Consider the following 18,425-nt stretch of genomic DNA (forward strand, 5'->3'; position numbering starts at 1 on the left):
CCGACCGGTCGACACCGGCCGCCCGCGCCGCGGCGGCTCACCGAGCCGCAGCCACAGGGGCGCTTGCGCCCCGGCAGACGAACCGCCACCCCGGCCACCGGCCGGAATGACCTGCGCTGTGCCGATCCGAGGCGCTGCAGCGGGAGTGAGATATGCAGAAGCTTGATGTCGTCGACCAGAAGTCGATGAAGACCGACGTCCCGGATTTCCGCCCCGGTGACACCCTCAACGTCCACGTCCGCGTGGTCGAGGGCAACCGCGAGCGCATCCAGGTGTTCAAGGGCGTCGTCATCCGCCGCCAGGGCCACGGCGTCCGCGAGACGTTCACGGTCCGCAAGATCAGCTTCGGTGTGGGCGTCGAGCGCACCTTCCCGGTGCACTCGCCGATCATCGAGAAGATCGAGGTCCTCACCCGCGGCGATGTCCGCCGCGCGAAGCTGTACTACCTGCGCAGCCTGCGCGGCAAGGCAGCGCGCATCAAAGAGAAGCGCTGAGCTGTCCGAACCGCAGCCCCCGAAGGGCGCATCCCCGCGCGGGATGCGCCCTTCGGCGCGTCTGCGGCCGGGTCGCCGCGCCCGCCGCTGGCTGCGCGCCGGCGCCATCGTCGTCATTTTCGCCGTCCTGGCCGCCGCCGGCATCCGCGCGCTGGTGATCCAGTCCTTCTCCATCCCCTCGGCGTCCATGGAGCCCACGCTCGCAGTGGGCTCCGCCGTCTACGCCTGGCGCCCCGATGCGCTCGCCGCGCGCATCGACCCGGGGGACGTCGTCGTCTTCGACGGCCGGGGCTCCTTCGTCGACTCCCCGCCGCCCAGCGCCGGCCAGCAGGCCGCGGCCTGGTTCGGGCTGGGCCGCAAGGACGTCTACTACGTCAAGCGCGTCATCGGGGTGGGCGGCGACAGGATCGCCTGCTGCGATGCCCAGCACCGGCTCACGCGCAACGGCGCCCCGCTGGACGAGCCGTACGCGGCACCGGGCGAGCCCGCCTCGGCCACCCGGTTCGACGTCGAGGTGCCCGCCGGGCGGCTGTGGCTCATGGGCGACAACCGCGCCGATTCCACCGATTCCCGCGCGCTGCTGGGCCGTCCCGGCGGGGGCATGATCCCCACCTCCCGGGTGCTGGGGACCGTGGTGGGCCATGGCGCCTCGGTCGGCCCCGGGGAGTCGGTACAGCGCGGCGGCGGCCGATGAGCGGGCACGCTGGGCCGGAGAGGCAGCGGCTAGACTGCACGGGTGATGATGAACGCTGACGGCCCCGGTGCGGATGCCGATTCCCAGGCAGAGCCCGGAGCGCAGGCGGCAGGCGGCGCGGCCGCCTCGGCCTCCGGCGGCCGTCGATTCTGGCGGGGCCTGCGCGAGGTCGCCCTCATCGTCATCATCGCGCTGCTCATCTCCACCGCCGTCAAGACGTGGGTGATGCGCTCGTTCGTCATTCCGTCGGCCTCCATGGAGCAGACGCTGCTCATCGGCGACCGGATCCTTGTCAACCAGCTGCCCTGGACCACCGCGCACCGCGGCGATGTGGTCGTCTTCGACGATCCCGGTGGCTGGCTGCAGCAGTCGGAGGTCGACAAGTACAAGCCCAATCCGCTCCTCGAATTCGTGGGCCTCGTGCCCTCCGATGCGGGACACCAGCTCGTCAAGCGCGTGATCGGCGAGGGCGGGGACACCGTGCAGTGCTGCGATGCCCAGGGCCGGCTGCAGGTCAACGGGCACAGCATCGACGAGACGTACCTGGCGCCCGGCACCGCCCCCTCGGAGGTCGAGTTCAAGGTCACCGTGCCCCCCGACCACTACTGGGTGATGGGCGACAACCGCGGGAACTCGCTGGACTCGCGGTTCAACAAGGACACCGAGGGCGGTTCGTACGTGCCCGCGGACAACGTCGTGGGCACCGTCTTCGCCATCAACTGGCCGCTCAGCCGCCTGTCGTGGGTCTCGAATCCCTCGAGCGTGTACGCGGGCGTCCCCAGCCCGTGACGCAGCCCGCAGCCCGGCCGCGGGCGCGCGCCGCCGCCCCGGAGGGGCTCTCCGACCTCGGCCTCGAGGCGGAGCTGGCCGCCTCCGGCGTCGCCTCGGTCATCGGGATGGACGAGGTGGGACGCGGGTGCACCGCCGGGCCCGTGGGCGTGGGAGCCGTCCGCTTCGATCTGGCGCGGCTGCTCGCAGAACCGGTGCCCGCGGGCATCCGCGACTCCAAGCAGCTGCGGCCGGCCGCCCGGCTCGCCGCGGACCGGGCCGTGCGCGCCTGGCAGCCGCACAGCGCCGTGGCCTATGCCCAGCCCGCGGAGATCGATGCGCTGGGCCTGAGCCTGGCGCTGTGCCTGGCCGGGCGCCGCTGCCTGGCGGCGCTGCCCCCGGCGGACCTCGTGCTGCTCGACGGCAGCTTCGACTGGCTCGGCCGCCCGCTCACGCTCGACGCCCACGCCGTCTTCGATTCCGCCGCGGCCGAGGTGGGGGTACCGCCCGTGCGCACCTTCGTCAAGGGCGATGGGTGGCTCGTCACGATCGCCGCGGCCAGCGTCATCGCCAAGGTCGCCCGCGATGAGCTCATGGCCGGCCTCGCCGCCCGCTTCCCGGGTTACGGGTGGGAGTCGAACGCCGGCTACCCGAGCCCTGTGCACAAGGCCGCGGTCGCTTCCCTGGGGCCCACGCCGTGGCACCGGCGCAGCTTCCGGCTCGTGTGAGGCGGACCGGTCCGGCGGGGTGCGGGGCGAAGCCGGGTGCGACGTAGGATGGCGCCATGAGCGCCGAGGACCTTGAGGACTACGAAGCCGATCTCGAACTCCAGCTGTACCGCGAGTACCGCGACGTCGTCGGCCTCTTCACCTACGTGGTGGAAACCGAGCGGCGCTTCTACCTCGCCAACTCCGTGGACCTCAAGGCCCACCACGACGACGGGGAGATCTACTTCGAGCTCACCCTGGCCGACGCCTGGGTGTGGGACACGTGGCGCTCGGCCCGCTTCGTCAAGCAGGTCCACGTGCTGACGTTCAAGGACGTCAACATCGAGGAGATCGCGAAGTCCGACTTCGACCCGGTCCGCAGCATCCGCTAGGCGCGGCGGTTCGGCAGGGCGCACGTCCGGGCGCCGCCGGTCACCGGCGCCCCGCCCGCCGGTCACAGCGGCTGCTCACAGACCCCGCCGTCCACAGCGACTGACCGCGCCCCGCCCGCCCGTGCCCCGGTGGGCTTCACTGCGGCCATGGGCACGCAGACACTGGGCAGACGGGGCGAGGACTTCGCCCACCGCTACCTCACGGCGCAGGGCTGGGACGTCCTCGCGCGCAACTGGCGGTGCCGGGCAGGCGAGATCGACATCGTCGCCCGGGACGGTGCGACGATCGTCTTCGTCGAGGTCAAGACGCGCGGCAGCCTGCGGGCGGGCCACCCGCTCGAGGCGATCGGTTACCGCAAGCTGCGCACCCTGCGCGAGCTGGCGGTGCGCTGGCTGACCGCGCAGCCGCAGTGGTACCCGGACTTCCGCGTGGACGTGCTGGGCATCCTGTGGAACCGGGGCGATCCCCACGTCACGCACGTGAGGGATGCGCAGTGAGCGCGCACGTGGGCCGCACGGCCGCCATCGCGCTCTGGGGGCTGGCCGGCACGCCCGTGCAGATCGAGGCGAGCGTGAACTCCGGGCTGCCCGGCATCGACATCGTGGGGCTGCCGGACACCTCCGTGAGCGAATCGCGCAAGCGCATCCGCGCCGCGATCTCGAATCTGGGCATCACGCTGCCCGCGCAGCGGATCACGGTGAACCTCTCACCGGGCAGCGTGAAGAAGGTGGGCACCGCGTTCGACCTGGGGATCGCGACCGCGATCCTCGCAGCCGCGGGCCACCTGCCCACCGGTGCCGGCGCGGGCCTCGTGTTCGTGGGCGAGCTGGGCCTGGACGGGCGGCTGCACCCCGTGCGCGGGGTTATGCCGTGTGCGCTCGCGGCCGTGCGGGCGGGTTTTGGCGGCTGTGCGGTGCCGGCCGCCAACAGCGCGGAGGCGCGCCTGGTCCCGGGCCTTAAGGTGCTGGGTGCGGGCAACCTCGCCGAGGCACTCAACGCGTTGGGTGGGCAGGTGGCAGTCCCGGCCCTGCCGCCGGTGTCCTCACCGCCCAGCGCTGCGGCTTCGCGGCCCGCGACGGGTGATCTGCGCGAGGTCCGCGGCCACGGCGATGCCCGCCGAGCGCTCGAGGTCGCCGCGGCGGGCGGGCACCACCTGCTCATGATCGGCTCGCCCGGGGCGGGCAAGACGCTGCTCGCCGGGTGCCTGCCCAGCCTGCTGCCCAGGCTGAGCGACGTCGAGGCGGTCGAGGCGCTCGCCCTGCGCTCGATCGACGGCACCCTCGATGCCGCGGCCGCCGAACCCGAGCGCCAACCGCCCTTCGAGGCTCCGCACCACCGCACCTCGGCGGCGGCCATGGTGGGCGGCTCCCGGCCGGGGACCATCGGGGTGTTCTCCCGCGCCCACCGCGGTGTGCTGTTCATGGACGAGGCCCCTGAGTTCCACCGCGACGTGCTCGAGGCCCTGCGCCAACCGCTCGAATCGGGGCGCTGCGACATCCACCGCGCGTGGGGCTCGGTCTCCCTGCCCGCGCGATTCCAGCTGGTGCTGGCCGCCAATCCATGCCCGTGCGGGGCCTCGATGGGGCCGCAGGGGGCATGCTCGTGCTCGCCGATGGATCGCAGGCGCTACCGCGGCCGGCTCTCCGGCCCGCTGCTCGACCGGGTGGACATCCAGCTCGACATGCTGCCGATCGCACCGGCGGACCTGCACAGCGGGCAGCCCTCGGAGGACTCCGCATCGGTGGCCCGCCGCGTCGCGCGGGCCCGGGAGCGGCAGGCCGAGCGATTCGCCGGGCAGTCCTGGGCGCTCAATGCCCAGGCACCGGGATCCTGGCTGCGCGAGAGCTTCGCCCTCAGCCGCGCGCAGACCCAGCCGCTCGACCGGGCGCTGGAGCGCGGCTCGCTCACGATGCGCGGTTACGACCGGATCGTGCGGATCGCCGCGACGATCGCGGACCTCGATGACCGTTCGGCGCCCGATGGCGACGACCTGCTCGCAGCCCTCGTGCTGCGGACCCGGGAGGCGGCATGAGCACCGCGGTTCCGGTGGAGGAGACCACCGAGGCGGTCGCCGACCTCCTGCGCATCGCCGAACCCGGCGACCGGCTCCTGGGGGCGGCGGTCGCGCAGCTGGGCGCGGCTGAGGCACGCGACCGGATCGTGGCCCCGCGCAGCGATGACGTCGAGGCGGTCCTCCACGCCGCGGGAATCCACGGGTTGGAGGCCTCGGGTGCTGCCGCAGCTCTTGCAGTCGAACGCTGGCGCACCCGCCGGGCCGAGCTCGACGCCGCCCGGGACCTGCGGATCATGGCGCGGCTGGGCGCGCGCCTGCTGGTGCCCGGTGATGCGGACTGGCCGCGCGGCCTGGACGACCTGGGCCTCGATGCGCCGCTCGGCCTCTGGGCCCGTGGGCCCGGTTCGCTTGCCCGGCTGTGCTCAGGCTCCGTGGCGCTCGTCGGCTCGCGCGCCGCGGACGACTACGGCATCCACCTGGCCAAGTCCCTGGCGTTCGATGCGGTGGGCGCGGGTCGCACGGTGCTCTCCGGCGGCGCCTATGGGATCGATGCCGCTGCGCACACCGCGGCGCTGGTCGGCGCGCACGGTGCTAGCCACGGTGGGACAGACGGGGGAGTGGGCGCCGGAGGTGCGGGCACGGTGGCGTTCATGGCCGGCGGTGTCGATCGCTTCTACCCGCGGGGCAATGATGCGCTGCTCTCCCGCATCGCCGAGGACTGGATCGTCGTCTCCGAGGCGCCGCCCGGCGGCACCGCGATGCGCCACAGGTTCCTGCTGCGCAATCGGATCATCGCCGCCTGCGCCGCGGCCACGGTCGTGGTCCAGGCCGGCTGGCGGTCGGGGGCCATCAACACGGCCAACCGAGCGGCCGAGCTCCTCCGCCCGGTGGGGGCCGTGCCCGGCCCGGTGACCAGCACCTCGTCGGCCGGTTGCCACCGCCTCATCCGGGAGGGCGCCGCAGTGCTCATCACGGGGTACGCGGATCTCGCCGAGCTGGTGGACGACATCGATCCGACTGCCGGGCGTGCGAACGAGGACGCGCAGGCGCCGCTGCGCGCCACCGATGACCTCAGCACCGAGGAGCTGCGCGTCTACAGCGCGCTGCCGACGCGCCGGGGTGCGGAGATCAGCGCGCTCGCGGTGCGCGCCGGTCTCGACCCGCGCACCGCCATGGCCACCGTCGCCGGCCTCGAGCTCGCGGGCCTCGCCCGCCGCGGTGACCACGGGTGGACGAAGGCACGGCCGTGAGGGCCGATTGCGCCCGGGGCGCGGGTGTCAGGAGCTCCACTCGCGCACCCGGTCGCGCTACCGTTGTCCCATGGCGACTTCCCCCGCACCCGCCGATGCCGCGCCGCCCGATGGTGCGCTGCCGTCGGAGTACCGGGCCGCCCTCGGTGCGTTCGAGGAGGAGCTGCGCGTGGTCCGCGCCGCATCGGCCCACACCGTGCGCAACTACGTCGCGGACGCGCGCTCGCTGCTGTGCTTCCTGACCCGCGAATCCGGAGCAGGGGAAGTCGAATCCGTCCTGCCGCTGGACGCCGTCGAGCTGGGCAACCTGCGCCAGTGGCTGCTCGAGCTCAGCGATGCGGGGGCCAGTGCCGGCACCATGGCACGCCGCATCGCCGGCGTGCGCGCCTTCTTCGGCTTCTGCGCGCGCACGGGCCGCATCGAGCGCAACCCGGCCCTCCGGCTGGCCTCGCCCCGCACGGCCTCCCGGCTGCCCGCCGTGCTCCACCAGGAGCAGGCGCGCCGGGTGCTCGACGACACGGGGCGCACGGCCCGGGCCGGGCACGGTGAGCCGGGCCCCGCCTTCGCGCCCGGCGCCGCCAGCAACCCCAGCGAGGGTGCGGCCTCCGACGCAGGCGGCGCTCCTGACGCAGGCGAAGGAGCTCCCGACGCGGGTAAGGCCCCCTCCGCCTCCGAAGCCGCGAACCCGCGCGCGCGGGCGCTCGCCCTGCGCGATGCCGCACTCGTCGAGGTGCTCTACGCCACGGGAGTGCGCGTCTCCGAGCTCGTCGCCCTCGACCTCGGCGACATCGACGAATCCGCGGGCCTCCTCACGGTGCTCGGCAAGGGCAACAAGGAGCGGCGCGTGCCGTTCGGCACGCCCGCCCGGACCGCCCTGCGGCTGTGGCTGGCCGATGGGCGCCCGGTCCTAGCTCCGGCCTCGGGGGCTGCCGGCAGCGCGGTCTTCCTGGGTGCGCGCGGCGGCAGGATCAACGTGCGCCAGGTGCGCGAGGTCGTCCACCGGGTGACGGCGAATCGTCCCGGTTCGCCCGAGCTCTCCCCGCACGGGCTGCGGCACTCCGCCGCGACGCACCTCGTGGAGAACGGCGCCGACATCCGGCAGGTGCAGGACTACCTGGGGCACGCGAGCCTGGCGTCCACGCAGATCTACACGCACGTGTCGATGAAGCGCCTGCACGACTCCTACCGTCAGGCGCATCCGCGGGCCTGAGGTGCACCGACGGGGTGGAGGCCCGTGGGCCGGGCGCGTCCGGGGGCGATGCGCGGTCTGGCCTCGTGCAGGCCCGCGGGTGCTAGGGGTTGTGCCGCAGCTCGTGCGTGGGAGCCGTCAGCGGTCGATCAGTGGAAGAACGGGATGACGAGCCACAGGCCGAAGAGCACCAGCATGCCCACGAGGCCAAGCAGGACGATGCCCCCGGCACGGTCCGCGCTGAACGCCAGATGGCGGGAGGACTCGCTGCCCGAGGATTCGAGTGAGCGGATGTGCGCGCGGTCGAGCAGGCGCGCCCCGGAGGCCATGATGATCGAGACGAGCGCCGCGGCGGCAATCGTCACCACCGCGACGAGAACGAGGGATGTCCAGTCGATGCTCATGCTGCCGCCTTCGCGGGGTTCGCGGGCGCGGACGAGGGGATGACCGCGACCTTGTGATGGTCGTTGACGTTGTCCGCGTCGACCTTCGTCTTGCTGGCGCGGTGGAAGATGAAGCCCGCCCCGCCGGTCAGCGCCACGAGGGTGATGATGAGCCCCGCGAAGCCGCCCTGGCTCACCACGATCGCGGCGACGCCGCCCACCAGGCCCGCACCGGGCAGTGTGATGAGCCACGCCACCGCCATCTTGCCCACCACGGCCCACCGCACGGCCGTGCGCCGGCCGAGTCCGGAGCCGATGACGGAGCCCGTGGTCACGTGGGTGGTCGAGAGGGCGAAGCCCAGGTGGGACGACGCGAGGATGGCGGCCGTCGACGACATCTCCGCGGCGAACCCCTGGGGTGTCTCGATGTCCGTGACTCCGCGCCCCAGTGTGCGCATGATGCGCCAACCACCCGAGTAGGTGCCCAGCCCGATGGCGAGCCCGGCTGCGATCACGACCCACCACTGCGGTCCCGTGCCGCCGGCCTGGACGCCCGCGGCGATGAGCACGAGCGTGATGACGCCCATCGTCTTCTGGCCGTCCGAGGTGCCGTGCGCCAGCGCGACGAGTGCCGCGGAGATTCGCTGCCCATTGCGGAAGACGTTCTGCGAGTAGGTGTCCTTCGGGTTGGAGATCCGGTAGGCAAACCACGTGGCGATGGCCGCCGCGAGCGCCGCGACGACCGGCGCGATGACGGCGGGCAGCAGGATCTTCGACAGCACGGCTGCGACCTTGACGCCGTGGACGCCCGCGGTGAACACCACGGCCCCGATCAGTCCGCCGAACAGGGCATGGGAGGACGAGGACGGCATGCCGAAGAGCCAGGTGAGGAGGTTCCACAGGATGGCTCCCGCAAGCCCCGCGAACACGATCGCCGGGGTCACGAGATGCTCGTCGAAGAGGCCGTTGGAGATCGTCTTCGCGACCTCCGTGGACATGAGGGCGCCCACGACGTTGAGCACGGCCGCGATGAGCACGGCCGTGCGGGGCTTGAACGCCCCGGTGGCGACGGAGGTGGCCATCGCGTTCGCGGAGTCGTGGAAGCCGTTGGTGAAGTCGAAGACGAGGGCCGTGACGACCACGACGACCACGAGCACCACGGTGAGGGAGACTGCCATGCCGATCCTTCGTCTGGCGGGGATGGGAGCGGCGCAGACAGGCCGGGATCAATCGCGGGCGGTCGTGGACGGGGGCGCCGAGACCATTGTTCGGCCGAACAGCGCGGCGCGGCAAGCGCGAACGGGGCCTGGGCGGCTTGTTCGCCGCGAATTCATCTGGCGTCCGCTGCGCGTTCGGCTACTCGCCCCGCACCCCCGTGGGCATCGGCCCCCGAACCCGTGAGCACTCGCCTCCCGCGCCCGCTCGCACAGCGAGCCGGGCTCGCTGCTACCCGGCGCGGCGGAACTCCCAGTGCCAGGGCTCGGGCAGCGAGCCGTCCTGACGAGCCCATGCGGGGTGGATCCACCCGAAGCGCGGTGCGTTCGCGCGCATCCACGCGTGTTCGGCCGACCCGAACGAGCTGATGCCGCCGCCCAGGTCGACCGCGAGGCCCCACCCGTGGTTCGAGCGGCCGGGGGTCGCCGCCATCCGGCCCTTGCGCGCCTTGAGGATCACCTGCGTGGCGTAGTCACGATAGGCGTCGGTGACGGAGATCGGGCGCCCGAAGCGCTGCGCGAACGCCCGGGAAAGGCGGTCGAAGGCGTGCGCCCCATCGCAGCGCAGGAGCTGCCCCGGCGCCGTGGCCAACGGGCACAGTGCGGGCGCGGGGATGCGGCCGTTCGCGTGCCCGCCCCAGGCGCCCGCGCCGCTGCGGCCGTCGTCGCCCGCCGGAGCCGGGGGCGCCTCGTCCGGCGCGCGGTCGGCGGGCAGGAGGATCGACGCGTCGACGGCGAAGAAGTGCGCGGGGTTCAGGTAGTCCTTCGCGGCGTGTGCGCGCCAGACGCCCACGTGCACACAGCCGCTGGGGCAGTGGGACGGGCTCGCGACAGTACCGAGGCGCGTGCCGGGGAAGACCTCGGCGCCCCGCTTCACCGTGGCGTCGACCGCCGCGTAGGAGACGATGTGGCCCCCGACCTCCACGCTCACGCTCGGGACACCCGCTACCTTTCCGGCGAAGTGCACGGTGCCCGGCCCAGGTGAGCGGATGGGCTCACCTGGCAGCGCGGCGACATCGATGCCGCGGTGACCTGCCTCCCAGTTGTGGGCCGGCTTGTCGAAGGCCTTGACGACCTGGAAGCCCGGCACCGGCGTCACCCACGCGCCGGCCGGTCCCGCGCCCGTCTGCACCCGCGCAACGCCCGCGGTGGCCCCCAGGATGCCCAGGATGGTCAGCAGCGAACACAGCAGGCCGCTGCAGAGGGTGCGCGAGAGCACTGCCCAGGAGCGGGCCCACGGGCCAGCCGCGCTCACCCGCGCCCCTCGCAGCTCGGCCGCCCGCACACCGTGCCCGAGTGGGCCCGCACACGCGCCCGCGATCCCGACCACGCCCACGGCCGTGGGCGTGGGCGGGATGGCGGGGCCGAGGGGCGCCTCGGGAACGGTGAGCAGACGACGCAAACGGCGCGGCTGGTGCAGACGGCGCGAACGGCGGCGGGGGATGTCCATGCGGGCAGAATCGCTCGTCGGCACGCTTCCTGGGAGACCCGCGCCCCCGGCTGTGGAGGGTGCGCCCCCGCGGGGGCGTCTGTGACCTCGCCAACGCGCCCCTGTGAGTCCGCCGCTGCGGCATCGCTGCCCACGGCTGCCCGCGGCCTGCGAACAGCCCCGACTGGCCCGGATTGACGGGCCGCCGTATACTCGTAGCCAGCAGGAGCGTGTCCGCACGCCCTGACTTCGCGCATCCGAACCCCCGCACGGGCCACCGGTGCGGCCGAGGGCATCCGCATGCCGCTCGGCCGTGGGCCCGCCGCGGCGGATGCCAGGCATCAACCGAAGACACCGCACGCAGGGCCGGCCGGCCCCGCCTCGCGGCCGGACGCACTCGCCCAGGCGCGTGCCCGACGGCGCGCGGGAGCTGACCCCGGCCACGCCTCGCGCGCGGACCAACAGTGCGCCTTGTGCGCCCAGGAAGGAGTGCGTCGGCATGGCCGTCGTCACCACTCGCCAGCTGCTCGACAGCGGTGTCCACTTCGGACACCAGACCCGCCGCTGGAACCCCAAGATGAAGCGCTTCATCTTCACGGAGCGCAACGGGATCTACATCATCGATCTCCAGAAGACCCTCGGCTACATCGACACGGCCTTCGACTTCGTCAAGGAGACCGTCGCCCACGGCGGCACGATCCTGTTCGTCGGCACGAAGAAGCAGGCCCAGGAGGCCATCCAGGAGCAGGCCAAGCGCGTCGGTCAGCCCTTCGTCAACCAGCGCTGGCTGGGCGGCATGCTCACGAACTTCCAGACGATCTCCGGTCGTCTGCGCCGCCTCAAGGAGCTCGAGGAGATCGACTTCGACGACGTCGCGGGGTCGAACTACACGAAGAAGGAGCTCCTCATCCTCCGTCGCGAGAAGGACAAGCTGGAGCGCACGCTCGGCGGCATCCGCGACATGCAGCGCACCCCCTCGGCCGTCTGGATCGTGGACACGAAGAAGGAGCACCTCGCGGTGGACGAGGCCCGCAAGCTGGGCCTGCCCGTCATCGCGATCCTCGACACCAACTGCGATCCCGACGAGGTCGACTACCCGATTCCGGGCAACGACGATTCCATCCGCTCGGTCAACCTGCTCACCCGCGTCGTCGCCGACGCCGTCGCCGAGGGCCTCATCAAGCGCCACTCGTCCGATGAGGGCGGCGAGAGGAACGTCTCCGCCGTCGAGCCGATGCCCGAGTGGGAGCGCGAGCTGCTCGAGGGCTCGAACGAGTCCGCGGCCAGCGCCCCCGCCGCGACCGAGACCGTGACCGAGACGGTCACGGAGACCGCCGCCCCCGCCGGGGAGGGCTCGCAGGAGCCCACCGAGACGGTCACCGAGACCGAGACCGTGGCGGAGACGGCCCCCGAGGCCTGAGCCACCGCTGCCGCGTGAGCGCCGGCGCGGACCCGCGGGGTCCGCGCCGGCGCTCGAACGCCAGACACCGCATCCACGCCAGATACGAGGAGATCGCATGGCAAACTACACCGCTGCCGATATCAAGACCCTGCGCGAGAAGACCGGCGCCGGGATGCTCGACGTGAAGAAGGCGCTCGACGAGGCCGACGGCGACCAGGCCAAGGCCATCGAGCTGCTGCGCGTCAAGGGCCTCAAGGGCGCCACGAAGCGCGAGGGCCGCTCGACCTCGGACGGCCTCATCGCCGCCCACGTCGACGGCGGCGTCGGCACGCTGATCGAGTTCAACTCGGAGACCGACTTCGTCGCGAAGTCCGACAAGTTCATCGAGCTGGCCGAGCAGATCCTGCAGCTCGCGGTGCAGAACAACGCCGAGGACGCCGAGGCGCTGCTCGCCACCGAGGTCGACGGCAAGCCCGTCTCGCAGCTCATCACCGAGGGCGGGGCCGCCCTGGGCGAGAAGGTCGAGCTGCGCCGCGTGGGCCGCATCGCCGGCTCCGCCGTCGAGTCCTACCTGCACCGCACGAACAAGGACCTGCCCCCGCAGGTGGGCGTGCTCTTCGCCTACGCGGGCGACAACGCGGAGGTCGCGCACGACGTCGCCGTGCACATCGCCGCGATGGCGCCCAAGTACTTCAGCCGCGAGGACGTGCCCGCGGACATCGTGGAGAAGGAGCGCGAGATCGCGCTCGAGACCGCGAAGAACGAGGGCAAGCCCGAGCAGGCGCTGCCCAAGATCGTCGAGGGCCGCGTCAACGGCTTCTTCAAGGAGAACTGCCTCCTCGACCAGGGCTTCGCCAAGGAGCCCAAGAAGACCGTGGCCTCCGTCCTCAGCGAGGCCGGCGTCACCGGGTCCGGCTTCCTGCGCTTCCGCGTCGGCAGCTGATCCCGAGCTGAGCTCCCCGAGGGGGCGGGCCACCGCACGGTGGCCCGCCCCCTCGCGCGTTCTCCGGCGCCCGCCCCAACTGCCCGCCCGCCTGCCCAGCGGGCCGGCGGCCAGTCCAAGCGGCTAGACTTGGCGGGGCCCTGGAGGCCCGCCCCACGAGCATTCGAGCAAGCGCAGAGGATCAGCATGAGCAACCAGCCCGTCCACGAATCCGATCGCAGCGCCAGCCGCGTGCGCACCCACCGCCGCCGGGTGCTGCTCAAGCTCTCCGGCGAGGTCTTCGGCGGCGGGGCCGTGGGCGTCAACCCGGACGTCGTGTCCGCCGTGGCCCGGGAGATCGCGCCGACGATCCCGGACGTCGAGGTGAGCATCGTCGTGGGCGGCGGCAACTTCTTCCGCGGCGCCGAGCTCTCCCAGCGCGGCATGGACCGCACGCGCGCCGACTACATGGGCATGCTCGGCACCGTCATGAACTGCCTGGCCATGCAGGACTTCCTCGAGCAGCAGGGCGTGGACACCCGCGTGCAGACCGCCATCCCCATGTCCCAGGTCGCCGAGTCCTACATCCCCCGCCGCGCCATGCGCCACATGGAGAAGGACCGCGTCGTCATCTTCGGCGCCGGCGCCGGCCTGCCGTTCTTCTCCACGGACACGGTCGCAGCCCAGCGCGCCCTGGAGATCCACGCGGACGAGGTCCTCATCGCCAAGAACGGGGTCGACGGGGTCTACACCGCGGACCCCAAGACGGACCCGAGCGCCCAGAAGATCGACCGCATCACCTACCAGGACGCCCTCACCCGCGGGCTCAAGGTCGTCGACTCGACCGCGTTCAGCCTGTGCATGGACAACGACCTGCCCATGCGCGTCTTCGGGATGCAGGGCGAGGGCAACATGCGCCGCGCGATCATGGGCGAGGACATCGGAACCGTGGTCACGGGCGCCTGAGCCGTGCGCCGGGGCGCGAGCGCCCTATCATGAAACCCAGAGCCCCTTAGGAGAAGAAGTGATCAACGAAACCCTCGCCGAGGCCCGCCAGAAGATGGGCAAGGCCATCGACGCCACCCAGGACTCGTTCGGCTCGGTGCGCACCGGCCGCGCGAACCCGGCCCTGTTCGCCAACATCGAGGTCGACTATTACGGCGCCCCCACGCCCCTCCAGCAGCTGGCCTCGTTCCAGGTGCCCGAGGCGCGCACGCTGCTCATCACCCCCTACGACCGCGGGGCGCTGGGCAACATCGAATCGGCGCTGCGCAACTCCGACATCGGCGCGAACCCCGCCAACGACGGCAACATCATCCGCGTGGTCCTCCCGGAGCTCACCGAGGAGCGCCGCAAGGATTACGTGAAGCTCGTCAAGGGCCACGCGGAGGAGGGCAAGGTCTCCGTGCGCAACATCCGCCGGAAGGCCAAGGAGGCCCTCGAGAAGATCCAGAAGGACGGCGAGGCGGGCGAGGACGAGGTCCGCTCCGGCCTCTCGGAGCTCGAGGACCTCACGAAGAAGAAGGTCGAGGAGATCGACTCGCTCCTGGCCGCCAAGGAGAGCGAGCTGCTCGAGGTCTGATGTCCGCGGACCCGCAGGCGGCCGCCGCGGCCCCGCCGCCCAAGGACTACGGTCGCGCCGGCCGCAACCTACCGGCCGCGATCGGCGTGGGCTGCGTGCTGGGCGGCGCGGTGCTCGCCAGCCTCATCTTCTTCCCCCCGTCCTTCCTCGCGATCGCCGTCGTGGGGGTCGTCGCCGCGACGTGGGAGCTGGCCAACGCCCTCTCGCGCTCCGGCTCGCAGGTCTCGCGCCCGTCGACCATGCTCACGGGCGCGGCGATGGCCATCGCCTGCTACGTGGGCGGGCGCGAGTGGCTGTGGGTGGCGTTCACCGCCGGCACGGGCCTCATCGTGGTCGTCACGCTCCTGCGGCAGCGACCCAACGCCGTCAAGGATGTGTGCCTGAGCGTCTTCGCGCTCACCTACGTGGGCCTCATGGCCTCGTTCGTCGTGTACCTGCTCAACAAGGAGTCGGGCAACCTGCTCGTCATCTGCTTCCTCGCCCTCGTCGTGGGCTCCGACATCGGCGGCTACGTGTTCGGCGTGCTGTGGGGCAAGCACCCCATCGCCCCGCGCATCTCGCCCAAGAAGTCGTGGGAGGGCTACGCGGGCTCCGCCGTCTTCTCCACCGCGGTGGGCGTGTGCATGGCGGTCTTCGCCTTCCCGGCCCCGTGGTGGACCGGGGTGGTGCTCGGCGTGACGATCCCGGTATTCGCGACCCTCGGCGACTTCTCCGAGTCCATGATCAAGCGCGATCTGGGGCTCAAGGACATGGGCACGCTGCTGCCCGGCCACGGCGGCGTTATGGACCGCCTCGACTCCATCCTGCCCACGGCGCCCGTCGCCCTCGTCCTCTTCAGCTTCCTCCCGGGGTACCTGTGATGCCTGCACTCGATGCGCTCGCCGAGCGCCTGCCCGCCGACACCGTCATCGTCGATCCCGACGTCATGGCCCGCTACCTTCACGACGAGGCCGAGTGGGCCCCGTACGAGGCCGCGCTGGCGGTGGTCCGGCCCCGCACCGCGGCCGAGGTGCAGGCCGTGGTCCGCTGGGCCATCGCCGAGGGCGTTGCCCTCGTCCCGCGCGGCTCCGGCACCGGGCTCTCCGGCGGCGCGAACGCGCTGGCCGGCAGCGTCGTCGTCTCCCTCGACCGGATGGACCGCATCCTCGACGTCGACCCCGTCGAGCGCCTCGCCCGCGTCCAGCCCGGCGTCGTCAACGACGACCTGCGCGCCCGCGTCGCCGCCGACGGCCTGTGGTACCCACCGGACCCGGCATCGGCACCGTGGTCGTCGATCGGGGGCAACGTCGCGACGAACGCCGGCGGGCTGTGCTGCGTGAAGTACGGCGTCACCGGCCAGTACGTCGTGAGCCTCGAAGTCGTCAACGGCCGCGGGGAGCTCGTGCGGGTGGGCCGGCGCACCGCGAAGGACGTGGCCGGCTACGACCTGCGCGGCCTTTTCGTGGGCTCGGAGGGCACGCTCGGCATCATCACGGAGGTGACCGTGAGCCTGCTGCCGCTGCCGCGCGAATCGCGCGCGGTAGTGGGCTACTTCCCCGACCTCGTCTCCGCCGGGCGGGCGGTGGCGGCCGTGACCGAGGCCGGGATCATCCCCGCCGCGCTCGAGCTCGTCGACTCGTACTGCCTGCGCGCCGTGGACGAGTGGAAGAACATGGGCCTGTCCGCCGAGGCCGAGGTGCTGCTGCTGGCCTCCACCGACGTCCCCGGCGCCGCCGGCCAGGCGGAGGCCGAGGCGCTCGTGGGCTGCTTCGAGGACGGCGGGGCGACGTTCGCTGCCGTCTCGGAGACCGCGGAGGAGGCCCAGGCGTTCTTCGCCGCCAGGCGCCTGGCCTACCCGGCGCTCGAGCGGCTGGGCCCCGTCCTCACCGAGGACGTCTGCGTGGCCCGGCACAAGGTTCCGCAGGTGCTGGCCGCCATCCAGGAGATCGGCGAGCGCAACGACGTCACCCTGGCCAACATCGCCCACGCCGGTGACGGCAACCTCCACCCCCTGCTCATCACTCCCGTCGGCGACGAGGCCGCGCGCGAGCGCGCCCAGCGCGCGTTCGAGGAGATCATCTCCGCCGCGCTGGCCGCCGGGGGCACGGTCAGCGGCGAGCACGGCATCGGCCTGCTCAAGATGGGCGGGCTCGAGCGCGAGCTCAGCGCCGAGGTGCTCGCCATGCACCGCGCGCTCAAGGCCGCCCTCGACCCGCACGGGATCATGAACCCCGGCAAGGTCTTCGCCGAGCGGTAGGGCCTAGGTGTACTGCCCGGAGACGTTGATCGAGCCGCCACGGCCCTGGCGGTCGTGTAGCGACACCACAGTGGTCGTCAGACAAGTGACTGTTTCTGGGCCGGGGCTTCCCTAGGGTGGGTGCATGCCCGTTTGGCAGCCAGCTATCCCGCAAGGGTTGCGCCCCCATCTCCTTTCCTGGGTGGGGTACGACTTCACCAGTACCGACACCGTCCACCACGGGGTTCCCTCGATGGGCGTCACGGTGGTGCTGTCGCTCGGAGAGCCCATCGACTGTGGCTGGCTTCATGGCGACGCGCGGCATCTCTGTGACGTACTAGTCTCCGGCCTGCACACCACTCCGGCTCTGATCCAGTCGAGGGGACGCCAGCAGGGCCTCGAATTGTCGCTCCACCCGCTCTCGACCGGTCGGCTTCTCGGGCTGCCGGCCGGGGAACTGGCCGGCTCGATGGTTGATGTGAATGATCTCTCGTGGCCCAGGCACCTGCTCGACCAGCTGCGGCAGTCAATGTGGCCACGACGGTTCCACCTCTTGGCGGCATTCCTCACCAAGAGGCTCGAGCAGCATCCTCATGCACCGCGCGCAGACCTGGTCGAGGCACTCGCGCGGATCCATCGGACCCGAGGCACGATCCCCATCTCCGGCCTGGCTCAGGACGTTGGCCTGTCCAGACGGCGGCTCTCAAGCCTGTTCGACCTCGAGACCGGTCTCTCGCCCAAGCAGGTGGCGCGCATCGCTCGCTTCACCCATGCCAAAGACTTGGTCCAGCGTGGCGCCCAGCCCTCGGACGTCGCGGCGATGGCCGGCTACAGCGACCAACCGCACCTGTCCCGGGAATGGAAGTCGATGACTGGATGGACGCTGCGCCAGTCGAAGGACGATTTCCCATTGCTTCAAGACACCGACATGCTTCCGGCGTGAGGCTAGAGCCATGACGACACCACAGCTGTTCCACTGCCTGCGCTATACAAACGCCGATCGAGGCATCGACTTCCTCCAAGCCATCGGCTTCACCACCGCCATGATCGTGCGGGATCCTGATGACGCGACCTTGGTGGCCCATGCGCAACTTGCCTGGCGTGACAACGGGGGCATCATGCTCGGCTCTGTTCGGGACGATGACCCGCATTACGGGCCGGGGATCTGCAACCTGGTGGTCGCCAGTGATGAGGACGTGGACAGCCTCTTCGCCGCAGCCCTGGCACACGGCGCGACCACCGTCACGGAGCCCAACGACGCCCCCCACGGAGGGCGCAACGCATGTGTCGCTGACTTCGATGGCCACTGGTGGAACCTCGACTCCTACCCAGGAGCCTGAGCCGGGGAACACTCCTCGACACCGTCATGTGCCACGGCTCACGAGTTCGTGCACATCTCAATGAGCCCTGACCCACACAATCTCGCCGCCCGCGGCGGCAACTGGGACTGCCGCACCGTTAGGTGACAGTTGGGGTGTTAGGCCGCGAGGCTCACGGCCGGGTTCATGATGGTCTCGTATTCGATGGGGGTCAATCGACCCAGACGTGCCTGTCGACGGCGGCGGTGATACTTGCGTTCGATCCAGGTGACGATCGCGATCCGGAGCTCGTCGCGGGTCCGCCACCGCTTCCGGTCCAGGACGTTCTTCTGGAGCAGTGCGAAGAAGGACTCCATCGCCGCATTGTCGCCGGCGGCGCCGACCTTTCCCATTGAGCCGATGAGGTGGTGACGGTTCAGCGCGTGCACGAACTTCCGCGACCGGAACTGC

General features: G+C 71.8%; 21 protein-coding genes. 17 read left to right on the forward strand and 4 right to left on the reverse strand.

Going from position 1 to position 18,425, the window contains the following annotated elements; translation table 11 throughout:
* The first annotated feature begins 152 nt into the window (after positions 1-152).
* From rplS to GSY69_RS08960, 9 genes are all read left to right on the forward strand, one after another.
* On the forward strand, positions 153-494 hold the full coding sequence (rplS, locus tag GSY69_RS08920; RefSeq protein ID WP_160953510.1) for a 50S ribosomal protein L19: 342 nt from the start codon (positions 153-155) through the stop codon (positions 492-494).
* Positions 495-537: 43 nt separating this feature from the next.
* The gene (lepB, locus tag GSY69_RS08925; RefSeq protein WP_160953511.1) at positions 538-1,188 is read left to right on the forward strand and encodes a signal peptidase I; all 651 of its coding nucleotides are present in this window, start codon (positions 538-540) and stop codon (positions 1,186-1,188) included.
* 45 nt (positions 1,189-1,233) lie between these two features.
* Positions 1,234-1,977 (forward strand): signal peptidase I, encoded by a 744-nt coding sequence (gene lepB / locus GSY69_RS08930; RefSeq protein WP_235936429.1) that lies wholly within the window; start codon positions 1,234-1,236, stop codon positions 1,975-1,977.
* Complete coding sequence (locus tag GSY69_RS08935) at positions 1,974-2,684, forward strand: ribonuclease HII (protein ID WP_268529049.1); 711 nt, start codon at positions 1,974-1,976, stop codon at positions 2,682-2,684. The genes lepB (GSY69_RS08930) and GSY69_RS08935 overlap by 4 nt, the downstream gene beginning before the upstream one ends.
* A gap of 56 nt (positions 2,685-2,740) precedes the next feature.
* On the forward strand, positions 2,741-3,055 hold the full coding sequence (locus GSY69_RS08940) for a DUF2469 domain-containing protein (protein WP_160953512.1): 315 nt from the start codon (positions 2,741-2,743) through the stop codon (positions 3,053-3,055).
* 147 nt (positions 3,056-3,202) lie between these two features.
* Positions 3,203-3,553, forward strand: coding sequence for a YraN family protein (locus tag GSY69_RS08945; RefSeq protein WP_160953513.1), 351 nt, complete (start codon positions 3,203-3,205; stop codon positions 3,551-3,553).
* The gene (locus GSY69_RS08950; protein ID WP_268529046.1) at positions 3,550-5,088 is read left to right on the forward strand and encodes a YifB family Mg chelatase-like AAA ATPase; all 1,539 of its coding nucleotides are present in this window, start codon (positions 3,550-3,552) and stop codon (positions 5,086-5,088) included. The genes GSY69_RS08945 and GSY69_RS08950 overlap by 4 nt, the downstream gene beginning before the upstream one ends.
* Positions 5,085-6,320, forward strand: a complete 1,236-nt coding sequence (locus GSY69_RS08955; protein ID WP_160953515.1) for a DNA-processing protein DprA — start codon at positions 5,085-5,087, stop codon at positions 6,318-6,320. The genes GSY69_RS08950 and GSY69_RS08955 overlap by 4 nt, the downstream gene beginning before the upstream one ends.
* 70 nt (positions 6,321-6,390) lie before the next feature.
* Positions 6,391-7,530 (forward strand): tyrosine recombinase XerC, encoded by a 1,140-nt coding sequence (locus GSY69_RS08960; protein WP_160953516.1) that lies wholly within the window; start codon positions 6,391-6,393, stop codon positions 7,528-7,530.
* A 128-nt stretch (positions 7,531-7,658) separates the two neighbouring features.
* Here GSY69_RS08960 and GSY69_RS08965 read toward each other — a convergent pair whose 3' ends face one another.
* The 3 genes from GSY69_RS08965 to GSY69_RS08975 form a co-directional block, all read right to left on the reverse strand.
* Positions 7,659-7,913, reverse strand: coding sequence for a hypothetical protein (locus GSY69_RS08965; protein ID WP_160953517.1), 255 nt, complete (start codon positions 7,911-7,913; stop codon positions 7,659-7,661).
* Positions 7,910-9,070 carry an inorganic phosphate transporter gene (locus GSY69_RS08970; protein ID WP_160953518.1) on the reverse strand — a complete coding sequence of 387 codons (1,161 nt, stop codon included), beginning with the start codon at positions 9,068-9,070 and terminating at the stop codon, positions 7,910-7,912. The genes GSY69_RS08965 and GSY69_RS08970 overlap by 4 nt, the downstream gene beginning before the upstream one ends.
* A 268-nt stretch (positions 9,071-9,338) precedes the next feature.
* Entirely contained in the window at positions 9,339-10,556 is a 1,218-nt protein-coding gene (locus GSY69_RS08975) for a D-alanyl-D-alanine carboxypeptidase family protein (protein WP_160953519.1), read from the reverse strand.
* Between the two features lie 478 nt (positions 10,557-11,034).
* On the opposite strand from GSY69_RS08975, the gene rpsB reads away from it, so the two are divergent.
* The 8 genes from rpsB (at position 11,035) to GSY69_RS09015 (ending at position 17,996) form a co-directional block, all read left to right on the forward strand.
* Entirely contained in the window at positions 11,035-11,955 is a 921-nt protein-coding gene (rpsB, locus tag GSY69_RS08980; protein ID WP_160953520.1) for a 30S ribosomal protein S2, read from the forward strand.
* 97 nt (positions 11,956-12,052) lie between these two features.
* The gene (gene tsf, locus GSY69_RS08985) at positions 12,053-12,880 is read left to right on the forward strand and encodes a translation elongation factor Ts (protein ID WP_160953521.1); all 828 of its coding nucleotides are present in this window, start codon (positions 12,053-12,055) and stop codon (positions 12,878-12,880) included.
* Positions 12,881-13,066: 186 nt separating this feature from the next.
* On the forward strand, positions 13,067-13,825 hold the full coding sequence (gene pyrH / locus GSY69_RS08990) for a UMP kinase (protein ID WP_160953522.1): 759 nt from the start codon (positions 13,067-13,069) through the stop codon (positions 13,823-13,825).
* Between the two features lie 58 nt (positions 13,826-13,883).
* Positions 13,884-14,441 carry a ribosome recycling factor gene (gene frr, locus GSY69_RS08995; protein ID WP_160953523.1) on the forward strand — a complete coding sequence of 186 codons (558 nt, stop codon included), beginning with the start codon at positions 13,884-13,886 and terminating at the stop codon, positions 14,439-14,441.
* The gene (locus GSY69_RS09000) at positions 14,441-15,301 is read left to right on the forward strand and encodes a phosphatidate cytidylyltransferase (RefSeq protein WP_160953524.1); all 861 of its coding nucleotides are present in this window, start codon (positions 14,441-14,443) and stop codon (positions 15,299-15,301) included. Before frr ends, GSY69_RS09000 begins: the two co-directional genes overlap by 1 nt.
* Positions 15,301-16,677 (forward strand): FAD-binding oxidoreductase, encoded by a 1,377-nt coding sequence (locus GSY69_RS09005; RefSeq protein WP_160953525.1) that lies wholly within the window; start codon positions 15,301-15,303, stop codon positions 16,675-16,677. The genes GSY69_RS09000 and GSY69_RS09005 overlap by 1 nt, the downstream gene beginning before the upstream one ends.
* 181 nt (positions 16,678-16,858) lie before the next feature.
* Positions 16,859-17,599 (forward strand): helix-turn-helix domain-containing protein, encoded by a 741-nt coding sequence (locus GSY69_RS09010; RefSeq protein ID WP_328698820.1) that lies wholly within the window; start codon positions 16,859-16,861, stop codon positions 17,597-17,599.
* Positions 17,600-17,609: 10 nt separating this feature from the next.
* Entirely contained in the window at positions 17,610-17,996 is a 387-nt protein-coding gene (locus tag GSY69_RS09015; protein WP_005180136.1) for a VOC family protein, read from the forward strand.
* 137 nt (positions 17,997-18,133) lie between these two features.
* Here the strand turns inward: GSY69_RS09015 and GSY69_RS09020 are convergent.
* The coding region (locus GSY69_RS09020) for an IS3 family transposase (protein ID WP_160953527.1) at positions 18,134-18,425 on the reverse strand (292 nt) is incomplete at its 5' end.

Source organism: Brevibacterium rongguiense, assembly GCF_009857845.1.
Classification (GTDB): domain Bacteria; phylum Actinomycetota; class Actinomycetes; order Actinomycetales; family Brevibacteriaceae; genus Brevibacterium; species Brevibacterium rongguiense.

Coding starts and splice junctions, on each gene's coding strand:
- rplS (WP_160953510.1), top strand. CDS start 153: ATGCAGAAGCTTGATGTCGTCGACCAGAAGTCGATGAAGACCGACGTC.
- lepB (WP_160953511.1), top strand. CDS start 538: ATGCGCCCTTCGGCGCGTCTGCGGCCGGGTCGCCGCGCCCGCCGCTGG.
- lepB (WP_235936429.1), top strand. CDS start 1,234: ATGATGAACGCTGACGGCCCCGGTGCGGATGCCGATTCCCAGGCAGAG.
- GSY69_RS08940 (WP_160953512.1), top strand. CDS start 2,741: ATGAGCGCCGAGGACCTTGAGGACTACGAAGCCGATCTCGAACTCCAG.
- GSY69_RS08945 (WP_160953513.1), top strand. CDS start 3,203: ATGGGCACGCAGACACTGGGCAGACGGGGCGAGGACTTCGCCCACCGC.
- GSY69_RS08955 (WP_160953515.1), top strand. CDS start 5,085: ATGAGCACCGCGGTTCCGGTGGAGGAGACCACCGAGGCGGTCGCCGAC.
- GSY69_RS08960 (WP_160953516.1), top strand. CDS start 6,391: ATGGCGACTTCCCCCGCACCCGCCGATGCCGCGCCGCCCGATGGTGCG.
- GSY69_RS08965 (WP_160953517.1), bottom strand. CDS start 7,913: ATGAGCATCGACTGGACATCCCTCGTTCTCGTCGCGGTGGTGACGATT.
- GSY69_RS08970 (WP_160953518.1), bottom strand. CDS start 9,070: ATGGCAGTCTCCCTCACCGTGGTGCTCGTGGTCGTCGTGGTCGTCACG.
- GSY69_RS08975 (WP_160953519.1), bottom strand. CDS start 10,556: ATGGACATCCCCCGCCGCCGTTCGCGCCGTCTGCACCAGCCGCGCCGT.
- rpsB (WP_160953520.1), top strand. CDS start 11,035: ATGGCCGTCGTCACCACTCGCCAGCTGCTCGACAGCGGTGTCCACTTC.
- tsf (WP_160953521.1), top strand. CDS start 12,053: ATGGCAAACTACACCGCTGCCGATATCAAGACCCTGCGCGAGAAGACC.
- pyrH (WP_160953522.1), top strand. CDS start 13,067: ATGAGCAACCAGCCCGTCCACGAATCCGATCGCAGCGCCAGCCGCGTG.
- GSY69_RS09000 (WP_160953524.1), top strand. CDS start 14,441: ATGTCCGCGGACCCGCAGGCGGCCGCCGCGGCCCCGCCGCCCAAGGAC.
- GSY69_RS09005 (WP_160953525.1), top strand. CDS start 15,301: ATGCCTGCACTCGATGCGCTCGCCGAGCGCCTGCCCGCCGACACCGTC.
- GSY69_RS09015 (WP_005180136.1), top strand. CDS start 17,610: ATGACGACACCACAGCTGTTCCACTGCCTGCGCTATACAAACGCCGAT.